This is a genomic window from Enterococcus sp. NBRC 3427 (genome assembly GCF_007996925.1).
GTDB classification, from domain to species: domain Bacteria; phylum Bacillota; class Bacilli; order Lactobacillales; family Enterococcaceae; genus Enterococcus_B; species Enterococcus_B lactis.
This window is the reverse complement of sequence record NZ_BJLL01000025.1, coordinates 17,238-34,413: the sequence shown is the minus strand read 5'-3', so window position 1 is coordinate 34,413 and position 17,176 is coordinate 17,238. Positions and strand designations below refer to the sequence as shown.

Sequence of the window (17,176 nt, the reverse complement as noted above, 5' to 3'; positions counted from 1 at the left end):
GAAAGGTTTGTATCAACCTGACTTAGTTATAATACCTAATTTTCCAGATTTTTGCAACCCTTTATTGAAAGTTTTTTTGATATTTTTTTATTCGTGCAGATTCCAGTGACGAATCACTGTTTCTATCGCATTTTCAAGACTTTTTTCTTTCCCAAAATCTTCTTCACCAAAGAAAATTTCATATTCTTTTGGTCCATAGGCTAAAATTTCACCAATCATTTTTTTCCCTATAAATAACTGAGTGACTTCATAATTCTTACCTTTGATATCTTTTTTTACTTCTTCGATACGCACTTCAATATCTTTATTTTTTTTTGACATCATTTTCACCTCTCAGACATTTTATCATATTGCAGCCAATAAAACATTCCTTAGGTAAAAATCTCTTGTCCATTTCATCTTCTTTTATACAAGAGGCGACTTCTCTAAAGCTCTTCATTCTCCCCTTGACCTATAGCGATATAGTTGGCCGCTGCGCCTACAAGATTAGCATCGTTTCTGTATTCACACAATAGGATCTGTGGCTCGAAATCATGCAGGTCGAATTGATCTGTCAACTTCTTCATTCTACTTTGGATCTCATCAATGAGCCCATCCTTTGCAGAAACACCACCGCCTAATACGATAACTTCCGGATCGAATGAAAATTGGATACTGAATAAACCTTTTGCAAGGTACGTATAAAAACTCTCAACTTCTTCTTTTGCTATTTCATCCCCGGTTTCTGCTAATTCAAAGACGTCTTTTCCGGTATAAGTATTCTTATCGACTCCTTTGCGTTCACAATACCGCCAAGCCATCTGTACGGCTGTACCAAGTTTACTAAATGTCTGATCGCCCTCTAAGAACATCAAACCGAATTCTCCACCATAAAGATGTGCACCTTTATTGATTTGGCCTTTCGTGAACATCGCCCCGCCGATCCCAGTTCCTACCACGACAAAAGCAACATCTTGATAATCACGAGCAGCTCCTTCATAAAACTCAGCCATTCCGGCACAGTTGGCGTCATTTTCAATCGTTACCGGAAGTTGAAACAAAGTTTCCAAATCTCTAAAAATATTAAAGCCATGAATATAAGGAATCGCACTGATGCCCTCAATTACCTGTTTCTCATTATTCACTACTCCAGGTGAGCTGATCCCAATTCCTTCAATTTCAAAGGAAAGACTCATGTCTTTATAGACTTGTAATAATTGCGCTTTCATTTCTTCCCAAGATTCAGGCGTTGTAAATTGGCCCTTGCCTTTGACATCTTTACTATCCCAACAACCATATTTGACAGCCGACCCGCCAAAATCAAAAACTAATATCCCCATAAAAATATTCTCCTTTTTGCTTGCTAAAGCTATTGTAATGTATATTTTCAGTATTTGAAAGCATTTTCTCGGATCACAAGTCTATTCGTTAAAGCTGGTTTTGTGTAAGTGAATTGCTAAAATCACTTGATCTCGCAATTGTTCTCCGTTCTCAAAAATCGGTTTAGAATAATGATGGATAAAATAATCTTTGACTCGACCAATCTCCACATAGCCCATTTTTTGATAGAGATGTAACGCAGCACTGCTAGTACTGCCGGTTCGTACGATGATCTGAGTTTGACTGGAAGCAAGTTGTGAAAGCTTCTGAAAAGCTGTCTCAAGGAGTTTCCCACCAATCCCTTTTCCTTGATGCGAAGGTTCTACAGCTACGTTAACGATTTCGAATTCTTTTTCCCTTACTATATAGATCAGTATACCTATTGTTTTTTCTTTTTCTTTCCATATCCAGCCGTTCCCCTTTGAAACATATACCTGAACTTTTTCTTTATCAGGATCTGCATCTAATAACAAAGACCATGGTAAATCTATCTTATTGAGTTCTTCAATCATTTTTGACCTCCATATATGTAGTCATGAAGTCGTTGCTTTGATAGTCACTCTCTCTTTTCTTTATTGCCCAATGCTACCCGTATTTTTCACAACCTTTTTTGACGGTGTTCAAAATCCAGCACTTCGGCAATAACTCACAATTTTGCAAAATATGGGAAGCTATTTTCCAAATTGTTTCTTTATTGCTCAGTGCTACCCGTATTTTTCACAACCTTTTTATAATCTGGTTCTTTTTTATCTTTCTTATTTCTCGTTAATTGAAAGGTCAAAGGTACATAATCGATGCCGCCTTTGACAAAGGGATGACAGCGTAAGATCCGAGCCGTCCCCATTACCGTCCCTTTTAGCGCACCATGAGTTTGAATTGCTTTTATCATATAATTAGAACAAGTTGGGTAATAGCGGCAACTAGGAGGAAATGCAGGCGAAATAAAACGCTGATATCCTCTAACTAAATAAATCAATATCTTCTTCATCAACTAGATTCCTTCTTTTCTTTTACTAAAAAAAGGGACCGCGACTAAAGTCAACGTTCCCTTCTGTTTTCTTTTATCCTATGCTGCTTCATGGCTCATTTCCTATCGACTAGAACCACCGTAATTAATTATCAATGAAAAAAGTCTCGAATATGAATCCACAAGCTTGGTTGAAATACTTTAAATGGATTGCCACCACCGATGACACCATATCCAATCATCGTTCCGGCTACAAAAAGAAGGATAAGCAATAAGATCACCACTAAAATCTTTATCAGAGTTAATAAGATATATCGTTGGTTACTCATTCAGTCACTTCCTTATGCAATCGTTTGTGCTGTTTTTTCAGCAGGAGTTTGATCCATGTCTACACGTTCAACATCTGCACCTAATTTTTGTAGTTTGATATGGAAGTTATAATAGCCACGGTCTAGATAATTCAAGTTGCGGACACGTGTGATTCCATTTGCTTTCAAGCCAGCTAAAACTAATGCTGCTGCTGCACGCAAGTCTGTTGCATACACTTCCGCACCTTGCAATTCATGGTTTCCATCCATGATTGCTACATTTCCATCGATTTTGACGTGGGCGTTCATACGGCGCATTTCTTCTAAATGTTGGAAACGATTTTCAAAAACTGTTTCAGTCACTACGCTTGTACCTTCTGCCACTAATTGGATGGCTGTCATTTGCGCTTGCATATCTGTAGGGAAACCAGGATGAGGCATCGTTTTTACATCTGTAGGTAAGATATGTTTTGGTCCGATGACACGGATTCCGCCTTCTTCTTCAATGATTTCTGCACCCATTTCGATCAATTTAGAAATCAATGGGCGGTTATGTTCAGAGATAGCATCAGCAATCAGTACATTGCCTTCTGTCATTGCAGCAGCGACCATAAAGGTACCAGCTTCGATACGATCTTGTACGATTGAATGGTTGACTGCATGTAAATGATCAACGCCTTCGATACGCATTGTTTCAGTACCCGCTCCATAGACATGAGCACCCATTTTATTCAAAATATTTGCTAAATCAACGATTTCTGGTTCGCGAGCTACGTTTTCAATGATGGTTGTTCCTTTTGCTTTTACGGCAGCCATCATGATATTTTGAGTAGCACCTACACTAGGAAAATCTAAATAAATCGTGTTACCGATCAATTCATCTGCAATTGCTTCAATATAGCCGTTTTTTTGAATAATTTTTGCTCCTAAAGCTTGAAATCCTTTTAAATGTAAATCGATTGGGCGTTTACCAATCGCACATCCACCAGGCATAGCCACTTTTGCATGTCCATTTCTAGCAAGTAGCGGTCCCATCACAACGATTGAAGCACGCATTTGACTAACATACTCATAAGGCGCTTCGATCTCTAATTGTCTTGAAGCGTCGATTGTTACTTGATTCTTTTGTTCATCAAAATCTACATCTACATTTAAGTGACGAATCACTTGATTCATAGTGAAGACATCAGAAAGAATCGGAACGTTGTCTAATGTCGTAATACCTTCTTCTGCTAACAAACTGGCAGCTAAAATAGGCAATACAGCATTTTTAGCTCCTTCAATTCTTACTGTTCCATTTAATTGATTGCCACCTCTTACGATGATCTCTTCCATGTTGTTGTTCCCTCCAAAAAATTCCAATGAGCATACACTTACTCAAAATCTTTTCTATTATAACACCCTTGCTTTTAAAATAGTACCTTTTTTTAAAATTTACAGGCTAACGAAAAGATTTCGGCATAAAGCGATAACTTCTAAGAAAAAATTACTTGCAGTGTACCCTAAAAAGATTGAAAAAAGTACGATTGCCATTCTAATTTGCGTATTATGCATTGGTCTAAAAAAAGTCTCAATGCGTAACGAACGTAAAGACCAGAAGGCTAAGTAGATAAACGCCAAATGACTCACGATTCGAAGTATCGCATCAATTCCGTATACTTGCATAATGACGTCCTTTCTAACAGTTGTTTTTATAATAACTAATAAAATGATAATACCATAAAATGTATAAAAGGAAAAACAAGTATACTTAAAAATAGAGGAATACCCTTACATTTTTAGGAAATAAGGGAAAAAATATGCAAAAAAAGAGACTGAGACAAAAGTCTTGTCTCAGTCCTTTATTCCAAATAAACGGTGTTCTCCTGCCAACTCCTCGGTCACAAGTCACAATATTCATCAAACATAAGAACCTGTTTTTTAATTTGTTCCTTGTGACTCGGAGCTAAATGGCAGGCTCACGACCTCTGATTCAGGGTGTTCCAGAAGTAGCTTCTTCGGAAATAAGCTGACCACTTCTGTCACAACTTCTGATTCACGGATAAACATCCGCTTCTCATGTTATGAGTGCTTAGATACTTTAATACGATTGATTGCTCGATGCAACGCAACAGTTGCCCGTTTCAATTCGTTCGTATCTTGTTTTGCTTTTGCTTCTTCGATCTGGCGTTCTGCACGTTGTTTTGCACGTTCCGCACGAGATACATCGATATCCCGTTCACGTTCCGCACTATCAGCAACGATTGAAACAACATTATCACGCACTTCCATGATTCCGCCATTCACAGCAATCCAATCGACATGGGTATCTGAATCTGTTCGTTTTACACGAACTTCATCAATCGTCAAAGGAACGATGATTGGTGCATGTTTAGGCAAAATCCCAAGCTCACCAGCTGTCGTACGTGCGACGACGATAGCTGCATGGTGATCATAGACCAAACCGGCAGGAGTTACCACATTTACTGTTAAATATTGATCCATGGGGCACCCCTTTCTAGTAGCCTAGTGTTTTCGCTTTTTCTACGACGTCTTCGATTCGGCCAACACTTCGGAAAGCTTCTTCAGGAAGATCATCGTATTTGCCTTCCAAGATTTCGCGGAATCCTTTCACTGTTTCTTCTACAGGAACATAAGAACCTGGAAGACCAGTAAATTGTTCAGCCACGTTAAAGTTTTGTGACAAGAAGAATTGGACTCTGCGGGCACGAGAAACTAACACTTTTTCCTGATCGGATAATTCATCCATACCTAAGATAGCAATAATATCTTGTAATTCACGATATCGTTGCAATACGTGTTGGACTTCTGTTGCTACTTTATAGTGTTCTTCTCCCACGATTTCAGGTGCTAAAGCACTTGAAGAAGAAGCCAATGGATCTACCGCTGGATAAATCCCTTGTTCTGTTAATTTACGTTCCAAGTTGGTTGTCGCATCCAAATGGGCGAATGCTGTTGCCGGCGCCGGGTCAGTGTAGTCATCGGCTGGCACATAGATGGCTTGGATCGATGTAATCGAACCTTTTTTCGTAGATGTGATACGTTCTTGCAATTGACCCATTTCTGTTGCCAATGTTGGTTGATAACCAACTGCAGAAGGCATCCGTCCTAACAAGGCTGATACTTCAGATCCAGCTTGAGTGAAACGGAAAATATTGTCGATAAACAACAGTACATCTTGGCCTTCTACATCACGGAAATATTCCGCGATCGTCAAACCAGTTAACGCAACACGCATACGTGCACCTGGTGGTTCGTTCATTTGACCGAACACCATGGCTGTCTTTTCGATAACTCCTGAATCTTTCATTTCATAATACAAGTCATTACCTTCACGAGTACGTTCACCGACACCGGTAAATACAGAAATACCACCGTGTTCTTGGGCGATATTATGGATCAGTTCTTGGATCAGTACGGTTTTACCAACACCGGCACCACCAAATAGTCCAACTTTCCCACCTTTTAAATATGGGGCAAGCAAGTCGATAACTTTGATCCCTGTTTCCAAAATTTCTGTACTTGTACTTAATTCGTCAAAGGCTGGTGCTTTTTTATGAATTTCGCTTCTTTCCGCATCTTCTGGGAAAGGTGTTTCTAAATCGATCGTATCTCCTAGTACGTTGAATACGCGACCTAATGTTTCTTTACCTACAGGAACAGAGATTGCTTTGCCTGTATCAATGACTTCCATTCCTCTTTGTAAACCATCTGTTGATTCCATCGCAATGGTCCGGATCACTCCGTCCCCTAATTCTAATGCTGCTTCAAGAACAACTTTTGATTTATTTTCGTCATTTTTATAAACAACTAATGCGTTGTTGATATCTGGTAAGGATTGGTCTAAAGAAAATTCCACGTCGACAACGGGACCGATTACTTGAACAATCTTGCCTGAACTCATCTTTTTTCCTCCAATCTCAATACTATTCTAGTGCCGAAGCTCCGGCAACAATTTCGGTAATTTCTTGGGTAATAGCCCCTTGTCTTGCACGGTTATAAGAAATCGTCAGCTCATCAATGATATTAGCAGCATTATCAGTTGCTGTTTTCATTGCTGTCATACCAGCAGCATGTTCTGCTGTTTTGGCGTCAACGATCGCACCGTAGATCAAACTTTCAGCATACTGAGGCAATAACTGAGACAAGATTTCTTCTTTTGAAGGTTCAAAAATATATTCTTGTTCGAAAGTCGTTGCTTCTTCTGGATCTAAGTCTGAGATTGGCAGCATTTTTTCTACACGAAACTGACTAGTTAGCGAATTGATATGATGGTTATAACATACGTATAATTCATCGAATACTTCGTTTTGGTACATAGTTGTTGCCATATTTACGATTTTGCGGACTTCATCAAAGCTTGGCTGATCAGATAAATTGCGCAGCTCATATGCTAGGTTGATACCGCGTGCTTTAAAGAAGTCTGCACCAGTTCCGCCAATTGCGATCATCACGTAATCATCGGGTGATTGGTGGTCTTCTTCTAAAATAGACATCGTTTGTTTCAATATCGAACTGTTATATCCACCGACCAGACCGCCATCTGCAGTGATGACGATATAACCGGTTTTCTTCACAGGACGGCTGAGCAGCATGCTGTTGTAATTGATATCCCCTCTAGGATTTTCTGAGGCAATATCATTTAACTGAGTAGCAGTCAAATGCGTAACGATTTCTCTTACTTTTGTTGCATAAACCTGGAACTTCTGTGAAGAAGCTTCAGATTTTGTCAACTTAGAAGCAGACACCATCTGCATTGCCCGCGTGATTTGGCTCGTTTTTTTCGTTGAAGCGATACGTGTCTTGATTTCATTTAATGAAGCACCCATTCATCTCACCTCACTATGCATTTTGAATGGATTTCAATTTATCTTCTGTAGAGGAATTATTTCCTTTTGTAGCTAAGAACATGTCTTTATATTCCTGAATCGCACTGTTCAACGTTTCTTCTTCTGGAAGATCTTTTGTTGTACGGATTGTTTCAAAAATATCTGAATGATTGGTATCCAGATATTCGAATAATTCATGTTCGAAGTCTAAAATACTGTCTACAGGGATACTGTCCAAGAATCCATGTGTCAAGGCATACAAAATCACTACTTGTTTTTCAACAGCTAGCGGTGCATGCAGTTTTTGTTTCAAGATTTCTACTGTACGACGTCCACGATTTAGTTTTGCTTGTGTTGCCGCATCCAAATCAGAACCGAATTGTGTAAATGCTTCTAATTCACGATAACTTGCTAAGTCTAGACGTAAAGTCCCAGCAACTTTTTTCATTGCTTTGATTTGCGCAGAACCCCCTACACGAGAGACAGATAGTCCGGCATCAACCGCTGGACGAGTACCTGCGTAGAACAAGTCGCTTTCTAAGAAGATTTGTCCGTCAGTGATTGAAATAACGTTTGTTGGGATATAAGCAGAGATATCTCCAGCTTGCGTTTCAACAAATGGCAAAGCAGTCATTGAACCGCCGCCTAGATCATCACTTAATTTTGCTGCACGTTCTAATAAACGTGAGTGCAAGTAGAAAACATCCCCAGGATAAGCTTCACGACCTGGTGGACGGCGAAGTAGCAAGGAAAGTTCACGATAAGCAACAGCTTGTTTTGAAAGATCATCAAAAATGATCAATACATGTTTACCGTTGTACATGAATTCTTCACCCATTGCAGTACCAGCATATGGTGCGATATAAAGCAATGGTGCTGGTTGAGACGCACCGGCATTCACAACGATTGTGTAATCCATTGCGCCATATTTTTTCAATGTTTCAACTTGTGTACGAACTGTAGAATCTTTTTGTCCGATTGCTACATAGATACAGATCATATCTTGACCTTTTTGGTTGATGATTGTATCGATTGCAATAGAAGTTTTCCCTGTTTTACGGTCACCGATGACTAATTCACGTTGTCCGCGTCCGATTGGCACAAGAGCGTCAATCGCTTTTAGCCCTGTTTGCATTGGTTCGTTAACAGATTTACGTTGCATAACGCCTGGTGCCATCGCTTCTACTGGACGAGCTTTGTCAGTAACGATTTCACCTAGTCCGTCGATTGGTTGACCTAGCGGATTGACTACCCGACCGATCAAGGCCTCTCCAACTGGAACTTCCATGATCTTACCTGTTCGTTTTACTTTATCTCCTTCACGAATGGACTCGAAATCGCCAAGGATAATGATACCTACATCATTTGACTCTAAGTTTTGCGCCATTCCGTATGAGCCGTTTGAAAATTCAAGCAACTCACCACTCATCGCGTTTTCTAAACCATGTGCACGAGCGATCCCGTCACCTACATAAGTTACGGTACCGATTTCTTCGACTGAAAGCACGTTTTGATAATTTTCAATTTGTTCTTTAATCAAGGCACTAATTTCTTCTGCTTTGATGGCCATTCGATTCACCTACCTCTTTGTACTATCTGTTTAATTGATTACGCATTTTTTCTAATTGCGTGCGAATGCTTCCGTCGATTACTCGATGGTTGGCTTCAACAATCGCGCCACCAATAATAGAAGAATCAACGATTTGTTTTAATTCAACTGATTGATAGTCCATTGTTTTTGCAACATTCTTTTCTAATTGTATTCGTTGTTCGTCTGAAAGTGGGACTGCTGTTGTGACACTTCCCAATAGTAACCCTTGATGTTCATCATATCGACGTTCATATTCTTCGATCATGAACAAAAGGTCATCCATTCGGTTATACTCATAAACAACTTCTAAAAAGTTTTTAACGATCCCATCATAACCGCTGACAAGCTTGTCCATGATTTCTCGTTTTTCATGAGGTTCTAGACGAACATCACTTAACATATTCCCTAATCCAGGTACTTGTTCATAGATTTGACGTAAACTTACGAGATCTTGATAGATTTCTTCTGCTTGATTTGAATCGATCGCCAGTTCAAATAAAGCTTTCCCGTAACGTCTTCCTACTGTATATTTATCTAGTTTCATTTGAAGAACCTAGACCTTCAATGTATTGATTGATTAATGATTCATGCATTTCTGGAGATAATTCTTTGTTCAAGATTTTTTCCGCGATTTGAAGAGAGAGTTCTGCAACGTCGTCTTTTACAGAGTTCAGCGCTGAATCACGTTCTACAGTGATATCAGCTTGGGCTTTGCTTTTTAGACGAGCTGCTTCTTCTTGAGCATCCTTCAAAATATTTTGGCGGCTTAATTCTCCACTTTCTTTCGCATTTTTGATGATATCAGCTGCATCAGAACGAGAGGCTAACAATTGTTGTTCGCGTTCTTGTTCCATTTTCGCTGAGTTGATGCGAGATTGTTCTGCAGAATCTAAATCATTGGCGATCTTGTCTTCACGTTTTTTCAAAATATCGCTGATTGGTCCCCAAGCAAAGTGCTTCAAGAGAGCCAGTAGTATCAAAAATGAGCCGCTGACAACGATGATATTACCTAACATCGCATTGCCAACTTCTGCAATTGCCAATTGATTCAGCATAGGCGAGCCTTCCTTTCTTTGGAGTATTTCTAGTTTCCATGTAAAAAAGCAGTAACAAACGATGTTGTTTCTGCCTTAATACTGATTCAATTAAACGGCAAAAACTAGAATCAAGGCGATAACTACCCCTAAGATAGGAACAGCTTCAACTAGAGCTACCCCGATAAACATTGTTGTACGGAATTGACCAGACATTTCAGGTTGGCGAGCCATTGATTCGATTGTTTTAGAGATAACTTGACCGTTACCATAACCGGCTCCGATTGCTGCTCCCATGATTGCGATTGCTGCTGCGATATAATTCATAATTGTTTTCCTCCTAAAATAGATAAATAGTAGTTTGTTTTTTAACCGAGTATTATTCTTCTACTTCAATCTTATGGCTCATATAAACCATTGACAAAGTAACAAAGACAAATGCTTGGATGCTCCCAATAAACAAGGAGAACGCGATCCAGACCATCTCTAATGGAATTGCTAATGGTAATGAGAACCAGCCTAAGCTTGTCATCATTTTTGCAATCAAGGTTAGCAAAACTTCCCCCGCATAAATATTCCCATAAAGACGTAAAGCAAGTGTTAATAAGTTTGTAAATTCTTCAATTAGTTTCATCGGAAACATAAAACTATAGGGTTTCAAGAACGAATTTACGAAATATCCTTTGAAGCCTAACTTTTTCACCCCGAATAAGTGAGTAAGTAAGATCATTATAAATGCCAAAGTTAAAGTAACAAACGGGTCTGCTGTCGGGCTTTTCCAAAGTGTTGTTTCGTTAGGTAAGACGATTTTTGTTACTAAACCGATGTTGTTTGCAACAAAAACAAATAAAAACAATGTAAATGCCAACAAATGGAAATTGCTCAATTCTTTTCTAGGCAGATTATCTGTTACGATTCCTCGACTAAAATCAATGACCCATTCTATCGCATTTTGTTTGCCTGTTGGTTTCAACTTAAGATTTCTTGTAAAAAAGTAAGTTAAGAAGAAAACAATCAAACAGGTCAGTAACACCATTATACAAACTGTACCATCAAACCAAATTGGTCCAATGTGGAACGTTAGCGAGCGTTCATCCAATCCATTTCACCTCTTTTCCCCGAAATTCACATAAAATCAATTCATGTGCGTATCTGGTTTTTTCCAATCGGTTTCTAACCACACGGTATCATACCACCATGAAACAGAAAATTCAAAACATTTTCATGAAAATTAGACACTTTTTTATTTCAGTCAAAAACGAAGCGAATTTTTCCCCATGCACGGTGCTCCTGATCTAAGAAAAAACCTGTGATAATCATGTTTTATCAGATTAAATGCTAACAAATTTTATCATTAAGTAAAAGCAAAAGCACCGAATATGCGAAAAAGGATAATGAAATTATCTAGAGAAATTTTTTAATGTTCGATCAATTTGTCGATCGATATCTTTTCGTTTCAAATCTTCCCGTTTATCATACGATTTTTTCCCTTTTGCCAGACCAATCAATACCTTGGCATAGCCGTTACGAATATAGACTTTTAAAGGAACAACAGTGATTCCCGTGTTTTTCAATTCGTTTTCAAGACGAACGATTTGTTTCTTATGCAATAATAGTTTTCTCGTGCGCAACGGATCATGATTAAAAATATTTCCTTGTTCATAAGGACTGATATGAACATTATGCAAGAAAGCTTCCCCGTTGCGAACACGAATAAATCCATCTTTCAGATTGATCCGGCTGTTTCGTATCGACTTGATCTCCGTTCCTTGCAAGACCATCCCTGCTTCCATCGTGTCGATGATCGAATAATCATGGCGAGCTTTCTTGTTTTGTGCAATTAGTTTTCCCTCGCCTTTTGGCATAGCTGTTTCCTCCAACTCATTTTATTTTTTCTTTTTCTTCTTTTTGACACCTTTATAAAATGGCTTTTTCCCTTTTTTCTTACCGAACGTTTGCTTACTATCACTATATCGTTTGTTCTTCTTGCCATTTTTTTCTGAGCGTTTGCCTGCTTGTTTTCCTTCTCGTTTTCCAGATTTTCCATTGCGTGCTTTTGGACGTTCCAACGCAGTGACCTCTTCTGCGGAAACGAGTTCAAAATCTACTGCTCGTTCATCTGGATCAGCTTTGACTACTTTTACGCGCACTTTTTGTCCGATTTTAAAAGTCAGACCGGTTCTTTCACCTACAAGCGCTAAATGATTTTCAATAAAATGGAAGTAGTCTTGTTTCAATTCATTGATATGGATCAATCCTTCTACTGTATTCGGCAGTTCGATAAACAGTCCGAATTTCACAACAGAGCTGATGATCCCGTCGAATTCTTCTCCCACTTTGTCCATCATGAATTCTGCTTTCTTCATCGCATCTACTTCACGTTCTGTTTCTACTGCGCGACGCTCCATCTTAGAACTATGATCTGCGATTTCAGGAAGTTCCTCAGCCCATAAACTTTGATTGCTTTCACTTTTATCTTGGCTATAGGAACGGATCAGCCGATGGACGATCAGATCGGGATAGCGTCGAATAGGAGATGTAAAATGTGTGTAGTAATCTGCTGCTAAGCCATAATGCCCAAAATTGTCTTCTGAATAGCGTGCTTGTTGCATACTTCTTAGCAGCATAGTATTGATAACTGCAGCTTCTGGTTTATCTTCTACTCCTTCGATCACATGCTGTAAATCTTTCGGTGTGATCGTTCCTTTCGTTCCTCGTACCAGAATGCCCAAAGCTGAAGCAAAATCAAAGAAGCGCTGCATTTTTTCTTCTTTTGGCTGTTCATGGATTCGATAAATAAACGGAAGATTTAATTTATTATAATGTTCAGCTACCGTTTCGTTGGCGGCAAGCATAAAGGATTCGATCAAGCGTTCACCAATCCCTCTGCTTCTTAGCTGGATGTCATTTGGGTGTCCTTCAGCATCAACAAGGATCTTCGCTTCACGATCCTCAAAAGAAATCGCTCCACGTTTGATTCGCATCGTTTCAAGGATTCGATGCAACTCACCCATTTCTTGGAACATAGGCACGAGCTGAGCATAGCGTTGCATCGTTTCTTCATCTTGATCTTCTAAGATTTGATTGACAGCTGTGTAGGTCATCCGTTCTGTTGTTTGGATCACACTTGGAAAAATCTCATGAGAGACAACTTGTCCATTTGGATCGATCTCCATTTCACAACTCATGGTGAGTCGTGGAACATGGGGATTCAATGAACAGATACCATTGGATAAACGTTGTGGGATCATCGGAATCACTCGATCGGTTAAATAGACACTTGTTCCTCTTTCGTATGCTTCTCTGTCCAGTTGACTGCCTTGCGTCACATAGTAAGATACATCTGCAATGTGTACTCCAAGAAAATAATTACCACTTTCTAATTTTTTGACCGTCACTGCATCATCTAGATCTTTTGCATCTTCTCCATCAATCGTAACGATGAGCTGATCTCTTAAATCTCTGCGTCCAACAATATCCTTTTCGCTGATCTGGTCTGGAACTTCATCTGCCTCAGACAACACATCATCAGGAAATTTTGTAGGGATACCGTTAGCCACGACAATCGAGAGGATATCCATGCCAGGGTCATTCTTATGACCAATCACTTGCTTGATTATCCCTTCTAAACTAGTCGCATACCCTTTTTCAGGGTAATGGGTCAGTTCGATCAGTACAATACTTCCGTCAACTGGACGAACTCCCTCTGCCGCTGCATACACTTTGAATTGGTTAAGCTTTCTATCTTTCGGGATGACCACACCATAAAGATCCGTTTCCTGTATCTCTTCGTCTGAATAAGCAACAAATTCTCCGGCTAACTGAGTAGTCGCTCGGTCTCGAATCTCCACTACTTTTCCCTCTGCTCCGCGATCCATATCTGTATTTGCTCGCTTCATGATATCAATTGCTACGGTATCCCCATCCATTGCAAAGCCAGTCGCTTCTTTCGGGATATAGATGTCATCTTCTTCGGGATCAATAGTTACAAATCCAAATCCTCGTTCATTTGCCCGAAATGTTCCTTCGACCAAGATTGGTTTTAAAGGAAGTTTCACTTTTCCTTTTTTATTGAAAACGATACTCTGTTCTCTTTCCATTTGAGCAATCGTTTGTACTAGTAATTTAAAATCATCGCTTTTTTGAAAGCCTAGACCTTCAGCGATTTCTTCCATAGAAAAACTACGTTTGCGACTGCTTTCCATGAAAAAGAGAATTTTCTCTTTTATTGTTTCTTTTGTCATATTTATTCCTCATTCCAAGGTAATTTTTCTAAAAATTCCAACACGTCTTTTTCTAATTCGCGTCTTGCTGTGCCAACTGTAATCACATGACCGCTTTCAGGATACCATTGAAGTGTCACCCGTTGGCGGCTCAATTTGCGTGCCGTTTCAAATACACCATTTGGGTCAATCATTTCATCTTTCCCAGCTTGAGCTAAAAATATCGGCTGTTGGATATCTGATAGTCTACTTTCTGCGATTGCTGCTTGGTCTTGTATATCCATTAATTGATGTTCAGCTAACGAGCGGTAAGACACAGCTTTTTCATTGATTTCTTTTTCTGATTTGCCTGCTATCTTCAGCACTTGACGTACATATTTTTCAAAATTTTCAGGCACGTTTGTTTCTACAGGAGACAGGGGCGAACAGAAAAAACCGCCGCCAATTACTGATTCTTCTTCTAGTGCTCGTACAGCAAAGATGCCACCCATCGATAATCCCAATACGGCAATATCAGAAAACTGTTCAGACTGTAAAAAATGGATGGCTTTTTTAGTATCTGCCCACCAGCTTTCTGCTTTTTCTTGCAAGATATCATATGGCTCCATCGTTCCATGTCCTTTAAATAGCGGCGCATAGACTGTATAATCTGCTTTTTCTAAAAACCGTGCGAGCATCCGGACATCATTTGGACTTCCTGAGTACGCATGAAGCAGCAAAACTGCTCGTTTTCCATGTTTTGCATAAAGGGGTTTTGGTAATTGTTTCACTCGTTTCACCTCTTTCGCCTCATTTTACCATAGTTTCTTTCATAACTTCTTCTTAAGCGTTCTCTTTGCAATAAAAAAAGCCGCCCGCCGTTGTGCGAGAGGCTTATTCGACTACTTCGAAGATAAAAATGCTAGGACAAATAATAAGATCATCCAGACAGCTCCCATGACTGCAGTTGATCGTTGCATGACAGCTTCAAAGCCGCGAGCTTTTTGTTTGCCGAATAGTTGATCCGCACCGCCGGTAAATGCACTCGCTGCACTATTTTGCTTGCTTGGCTGCATCATAATCGCAATGACCATAACAATCGATAAAACGATCACGATTCCCAAAATTAAATTATACATATAGCAGCCTCCTTCCCAAAAGATATCGTCTCTTTAACTTTATCATAGATAAAACTCCGTGACAACTCTATATAAATGGAAAAACAGCTGAAAGTGCAAAACTTTCAGCTGTTATTATTATGATTGGCGTAAGACGTCGTGATATTCTGGTTTCTTCTCAAACTCTTTTTTTGCGTAAGGGCATAAAGGGATGATCTTTTTCCCTTCTCGTCTTGCTAGTTCTACTCCAGTATACACTAGCTTTTCAGCTAATTTTTGACCACGATATGCTGGATCGACAAATGTATGGTCAATGATCATGATGTCTGGCCCCGCATCCGACCATGTCATTTCTCCGATTTCTTGTTGCTCATCATTGAATAAAGCAAGACGATTTTTTTCCTCTTTGATTTCCATATGCCGCACTCCTCAAATAACTGATATTTTTTTATTCCTACCTTATTTTAACAGTCTCCTGGTCTATAAACAATTATTTATCCTCGGATTGCTTACAAAAAGGAAGAGAAAATCAATCCATCGTTATTCTTTGTTCAATAAATGAAAAAATCACTGTCCAATAGGTTTTCGGATCTTTCATCGATGCTTCCAAATGTTCTGCTTCTGGAACAAGCAGTAATGCTTTATCCCCTGCCGTAGCGTTTTGAATCGTGTATGCTGCTTCTGTAGGAACAAAATGATCTCTTTCACCATGGATGACTAACAAAGGCAAATGGTTACTACCAAGCTGTCTTGTAGCTGATGCTTGCTTTAAAGAATAACCTGCGTATTTCTGAGCATAGTGATTCGCATATCTCATGATCATTTTTTTAGGAAAGACCGTGATTTTACTTAACATGTACCGAAATTCCGCATAAACAGAAACATATCCGCTGTCTAAGATAAATCCTTTGACTGCAGATGGAAGCTTTTCACCACTTGCCATCATAATCGTAGAAGCGCCCATCGAACCCCCGTGCAAAATAATGGATGCATCTGGTTGTTCATCTAAGATGAGTTGGATCCATGCAATTAAATCTAGCCGGTCTAGCCATCCCATTCCGATGATTTCTCCTTCACTTTCTCCATGCGCACGTAAATCGGGTATAAGAACGTTGAATCCTTTCTCTGCATATCTTTTACCTATATGAGACATATCTCTTTTCCCTGTACTTCGATAATCATGTACACAAATGACCCATTTATTCTGCTGAGTTGGTTGGATGAACATCTGTCCAGCTAGTTTCAACCCGTCATAACTTTTGATCGTTTTCGGTATTCCTTGTTCCCAGAAGCTTTCACATTCTTCTTCTAATTTTTGCCGCTTTTTTTCTACTGACGTGACTGCAGCAGGATCCATCAAGCGGTGTCCAGTGTCTTCATACCAGTCATAGCCTCTCTGTACTCCCGCTCTTACTAATTTCTTTGCATAAAAATAAGAAAGAAAATGGTAACTGATTCCTATAATTATCAGAATAAGAATGAAATAAAAAATAACCATCGTACACCCGCCGCTTTCTGCCAAACTATAATCTATTTATTATACAATATACCGATCAATAGGATTCTTTTTCTTCGGCACACGTAAATTCCATTTCTTTTTCATTGTATCATTTACTTAAAGTTCTTCTCAATAGATTTACTTGTAAGAGAGCATTTACATTCATAATAAAAGCCAGTATACTAATTTCGTGCATTATAAACAAGACGCTCGTCTTGGACTGGTTCGGAAACTTCCCAGAATAAAAAACTAAGTATCTCTAAAGAAAGG

General features: G+C 39.2%; 21 protein-coding genes and 1 riboswitch. All 21 genes read right to left on the bottom strand.

Features of this window, described 5'->3' with window-relative positions; all coding sequences use genetic code 11:
• Positions 1-87: 87 nt before the first annotated feature.
• The 21 genes from ESP02_RS07335 to ESP02_RS07235 all read right to left on the bottom strand — a co-directional run bounded on the left by ESP02_RS07335 (position 88) and on the right by ESP02_RS07235 (position 16,906).
• Positions 88-324, bottom strand: coding sequence for a DUF2969 domain-containing protein (locus tag ESP02_RS07335; protein ID WP_002316425.1), 237 nt, complete (start codon positions 322-324; stop codon positions 88-90).
• 101 nt (positions 325-425) lie between these two features.
• Positions 426-1,319, bottom strand: a complete 894-nt coding sequence (locus ESP02_RS07330) for an ROK family protein (protein WP_002400552.1) — start codon at positions 1,317-1,319, stop codon at positions 426-428.
• A gap of 81 nt (positions 1,320-1,400) precedes the next feature.
• Complete coding sequence (locus tag ESP02_RS07325; protein ID WP_002400553.1) at positions 1,401-1,871, bottom strand: N-acetyltransferase; 471 nt, start codon at positions 1,869-1,871, stop codon at positions 1,401-1,403.
• 179 nt (positions 1,872-2,050) lie between these two features.
• Positions 2,051-2,347: a membrane protein insertion efficiency factor YidD gene (gene yidD, locus ESP02_RS07320; protein WP_002329491.1), complete on the bottom strand. Its 297-nt coding sequence runs from the start codon at positions 2,345-2,347 to the stop codon at positions 2,051-2,053.
• A 131-nt stretch (positions 2,348-2,478) separates the two neighbouring features.
• Positions 2,479-2,655 (bottom strand): DNA-directed RNA polymerase subunit beta, encoded by a 177-nt coding sequence (locus ESP02_RS07315; RefSeq protein WP_002292789.1) that lies wholly within the window; start codon positions 2,653-2,655, stop codon positions 2,479-2,481.
• Positions 2,656-2,667: 12 nt separating this feature from the next.
• Positions 2,668-3,969, bottom strand: a complete 1,302-nt coding sequence (murA, locus tag ESP02_RS07310) for a UDP-N-acetylglucosamine 1-carboxyvinyltransferase (RefSeq protein ID WP_002308580.1) — start codon at positions 3,967-3,969, stop codon at positions 2,668-2,670.
• 99 nt (positions 3,970-4,068) lie between these two features.
• The gene (locus ESP02_RS07305) at positions 4,069-4,299 is read right to left on the bottom strand and encodes a DUF1146 family protein (protein ID WP_002300479.1); all 231 of its coding nucleotides are present in this window, start codon (positions 4,297-4,299) and stop codon (positions 4,069-4,071) included.
• A 396-nt stretch (positions 4,300-4,695) separates the two neighbouring features.
• Positions 4,696-5,118 carry a F0F1 ATP synthase subunit epsilon gene (locus tag ESP02_RS07300; protein ID WP_002289005.1) on the bottom strand — a complete coding sequence of 141 codons (423 nt, stop codon included), beginning with the start codon at positions 5,116-5,118 and terminating at the stop codon, positions 4,696-4,698.
• A gap of 13 nt (positions 5,119-5,131) precedes the next feature.
• Entirely contained in the window at positions 5,132-6,538 is a 1,407-nt protein-coding gene (gene atpD / locus ESP02_RS07295; RefSeq protein ID WP_002289006.1) for a F0F1 ATP synthase subunit beta, read from the bottom strand.
• 22 nt (positions 6,539-6,560) lie between these two features.
• Positions 6,561-7,463 (bottom strand): F0F1 ATP synthase subunit gamma, encoded by a 903-nt coding sequence (locus ESP02_RS07290; RefSeq protein WP_002400557.1) that lies wholly within the window; start codon positions 7,461-7,463, stop codon positions 6,561-6,563.
• 13 nt (positions 7,464-7,476) lie between these two features.
• Positions 7,477-9,033 (bottom strand): F0F1 ATP synthase subunit alpha, encoded by a 1,557-nt coding sequence (atpA, locus tag ESP02_RS07285; RefSeq protein WP_002292793.1) that lies wholly within the window; start codon positions 9,031-9,033, stop codon positions 7,477-7,479.
• A gap of 22 nt (positions 9,034-9,055) precedes the next feature.
• Positions 9,056-9,598, bottom strand: a complete 543-nt coding sequence (locus ESP02_RS07280; protein WP_002292794.1) for a F0F1 ATP synthase subunit delta — start codon at positions 9,596-9,598, stop codon at positions 9,056-9,058.
• Positions 9,585-10,109 (bottom strand): F0F1 ATP synthase subunit B, encoded by a 525-nt coding sequence (atpF, locus tag ESP02_RS07275; protein ID WP_002292796.1) that lies wholly within the window; start codon positions 10,107-10,109, stop codon positions 9,585-9,587. The genes ESP02_RS07280 and atpF overlap by 14 nt, the downstream gene beginning before the upstream one ends.
• Before the next feature lie 90 nt (positions 10,110-10,199).
• Complete coding sequence (atpE, locus tag ESP02_RS07270) at positions 10,200-10,415, bottom strand: ATP synthase F0 subunit C (protein ID WP_002292797.1); 216 nt, start codon at positions 10,413-10,415, stop codon at positions 10,200-10,202.
• A 52-nt stretch (positions 10,416-10,467) separates the two neighbouring features.
• Positions 10,468-11,187 (bottom strand): F0F1 ATP synthase subunit A, encoded by a 720-nt coding sequence (gene atpB, locus ESP02_RS07265; protein ID WP_010732140.1) that lies wholly within the window; start codon positions 11,185-11,187, stop codon positions 10,468-10,470.
• Between the two features lie 301 nt (positions 11,188-11,488).
• On the bottom strand, positions 11,489-11,953 hold the full coding sequence (gene smpB, locus ESP02_RS07260) for an SsrA-binding protein SmpB (RefSeq protein ID WP_002292799.1): 465 nt from the start codon (positions 11,951-11,953) through the stop codon (positions 11,489-11,491).
• 21 nt (positions 11,954-11,974) lie between these two features.
• Positions 11,975-14,332, bottom strand: a complete 2,358-nt coding sequence (gene rnr / locus ESP02_RS07255) for a ribonuclease R (protein ID WP_002400560.1) — start codon at positions 14,330-14,332, stop codon at positions 11,975-11,977.
• A 2-nt stretch (positions 14,333-14,334) separates the two neighbouring features.
• Positions 14,335-15,090 (bottom strand): carboxylesterase, encoded by a 756-nt coding sequence (locus ESP02_RS07250; protein ID WP_002300470.1) that lies wholly within the window; start codon positions 15,088-15,090, stop codon positions 14,335-14,337.
• A 102-nt stretch (positions 15,091-15,192) separates the two neighbouring features.
• Positions 15,193-15,429 (bottom strand): preprotein translocase subunit SecG, encoded by a 237-nt coding sequence (secG, locus tag ESP02_RS07245; protein WP_002292802.1) that lies wholly within the window; start codon positions 15,427-15,429, stop codon positions 15,193-15,195.
• Between the two features lie 117 nt (positions 15,430-15,546).
• Positions 15,547-15,825, bottom strand: coding sequence for a GNAT family N-acetyltransferase (locus tag ESP02_RS07240; protein WP_002300467.1), 279 nt, complete (start codon positions 15,823-15,825; stop codon positions 15,547-15,549).
• 112 nt (positions 15,826-15,937) lie between these two features.
• The gene (locus tag ESP02_RS07235) at positions 15,938-16,906 is read right to left on the bottom strand and encodes an alpha/beta hydrolase (RefSeq protein WP_002292805.1); all 969 of its coding nucleotides are present in this window, start codon (positions 16,904-16,906) and stop codon (positions 15,938-15,940) included.
• A gap of 214 nt (positions 16,907-17,120) precedes the next feature.
• Positions 17,121-17,165, top strand: a riboswitch (PreQ1 riboswitch).
• Positions 17,166-17,176 lie beyond the last annotated feature (11 nt).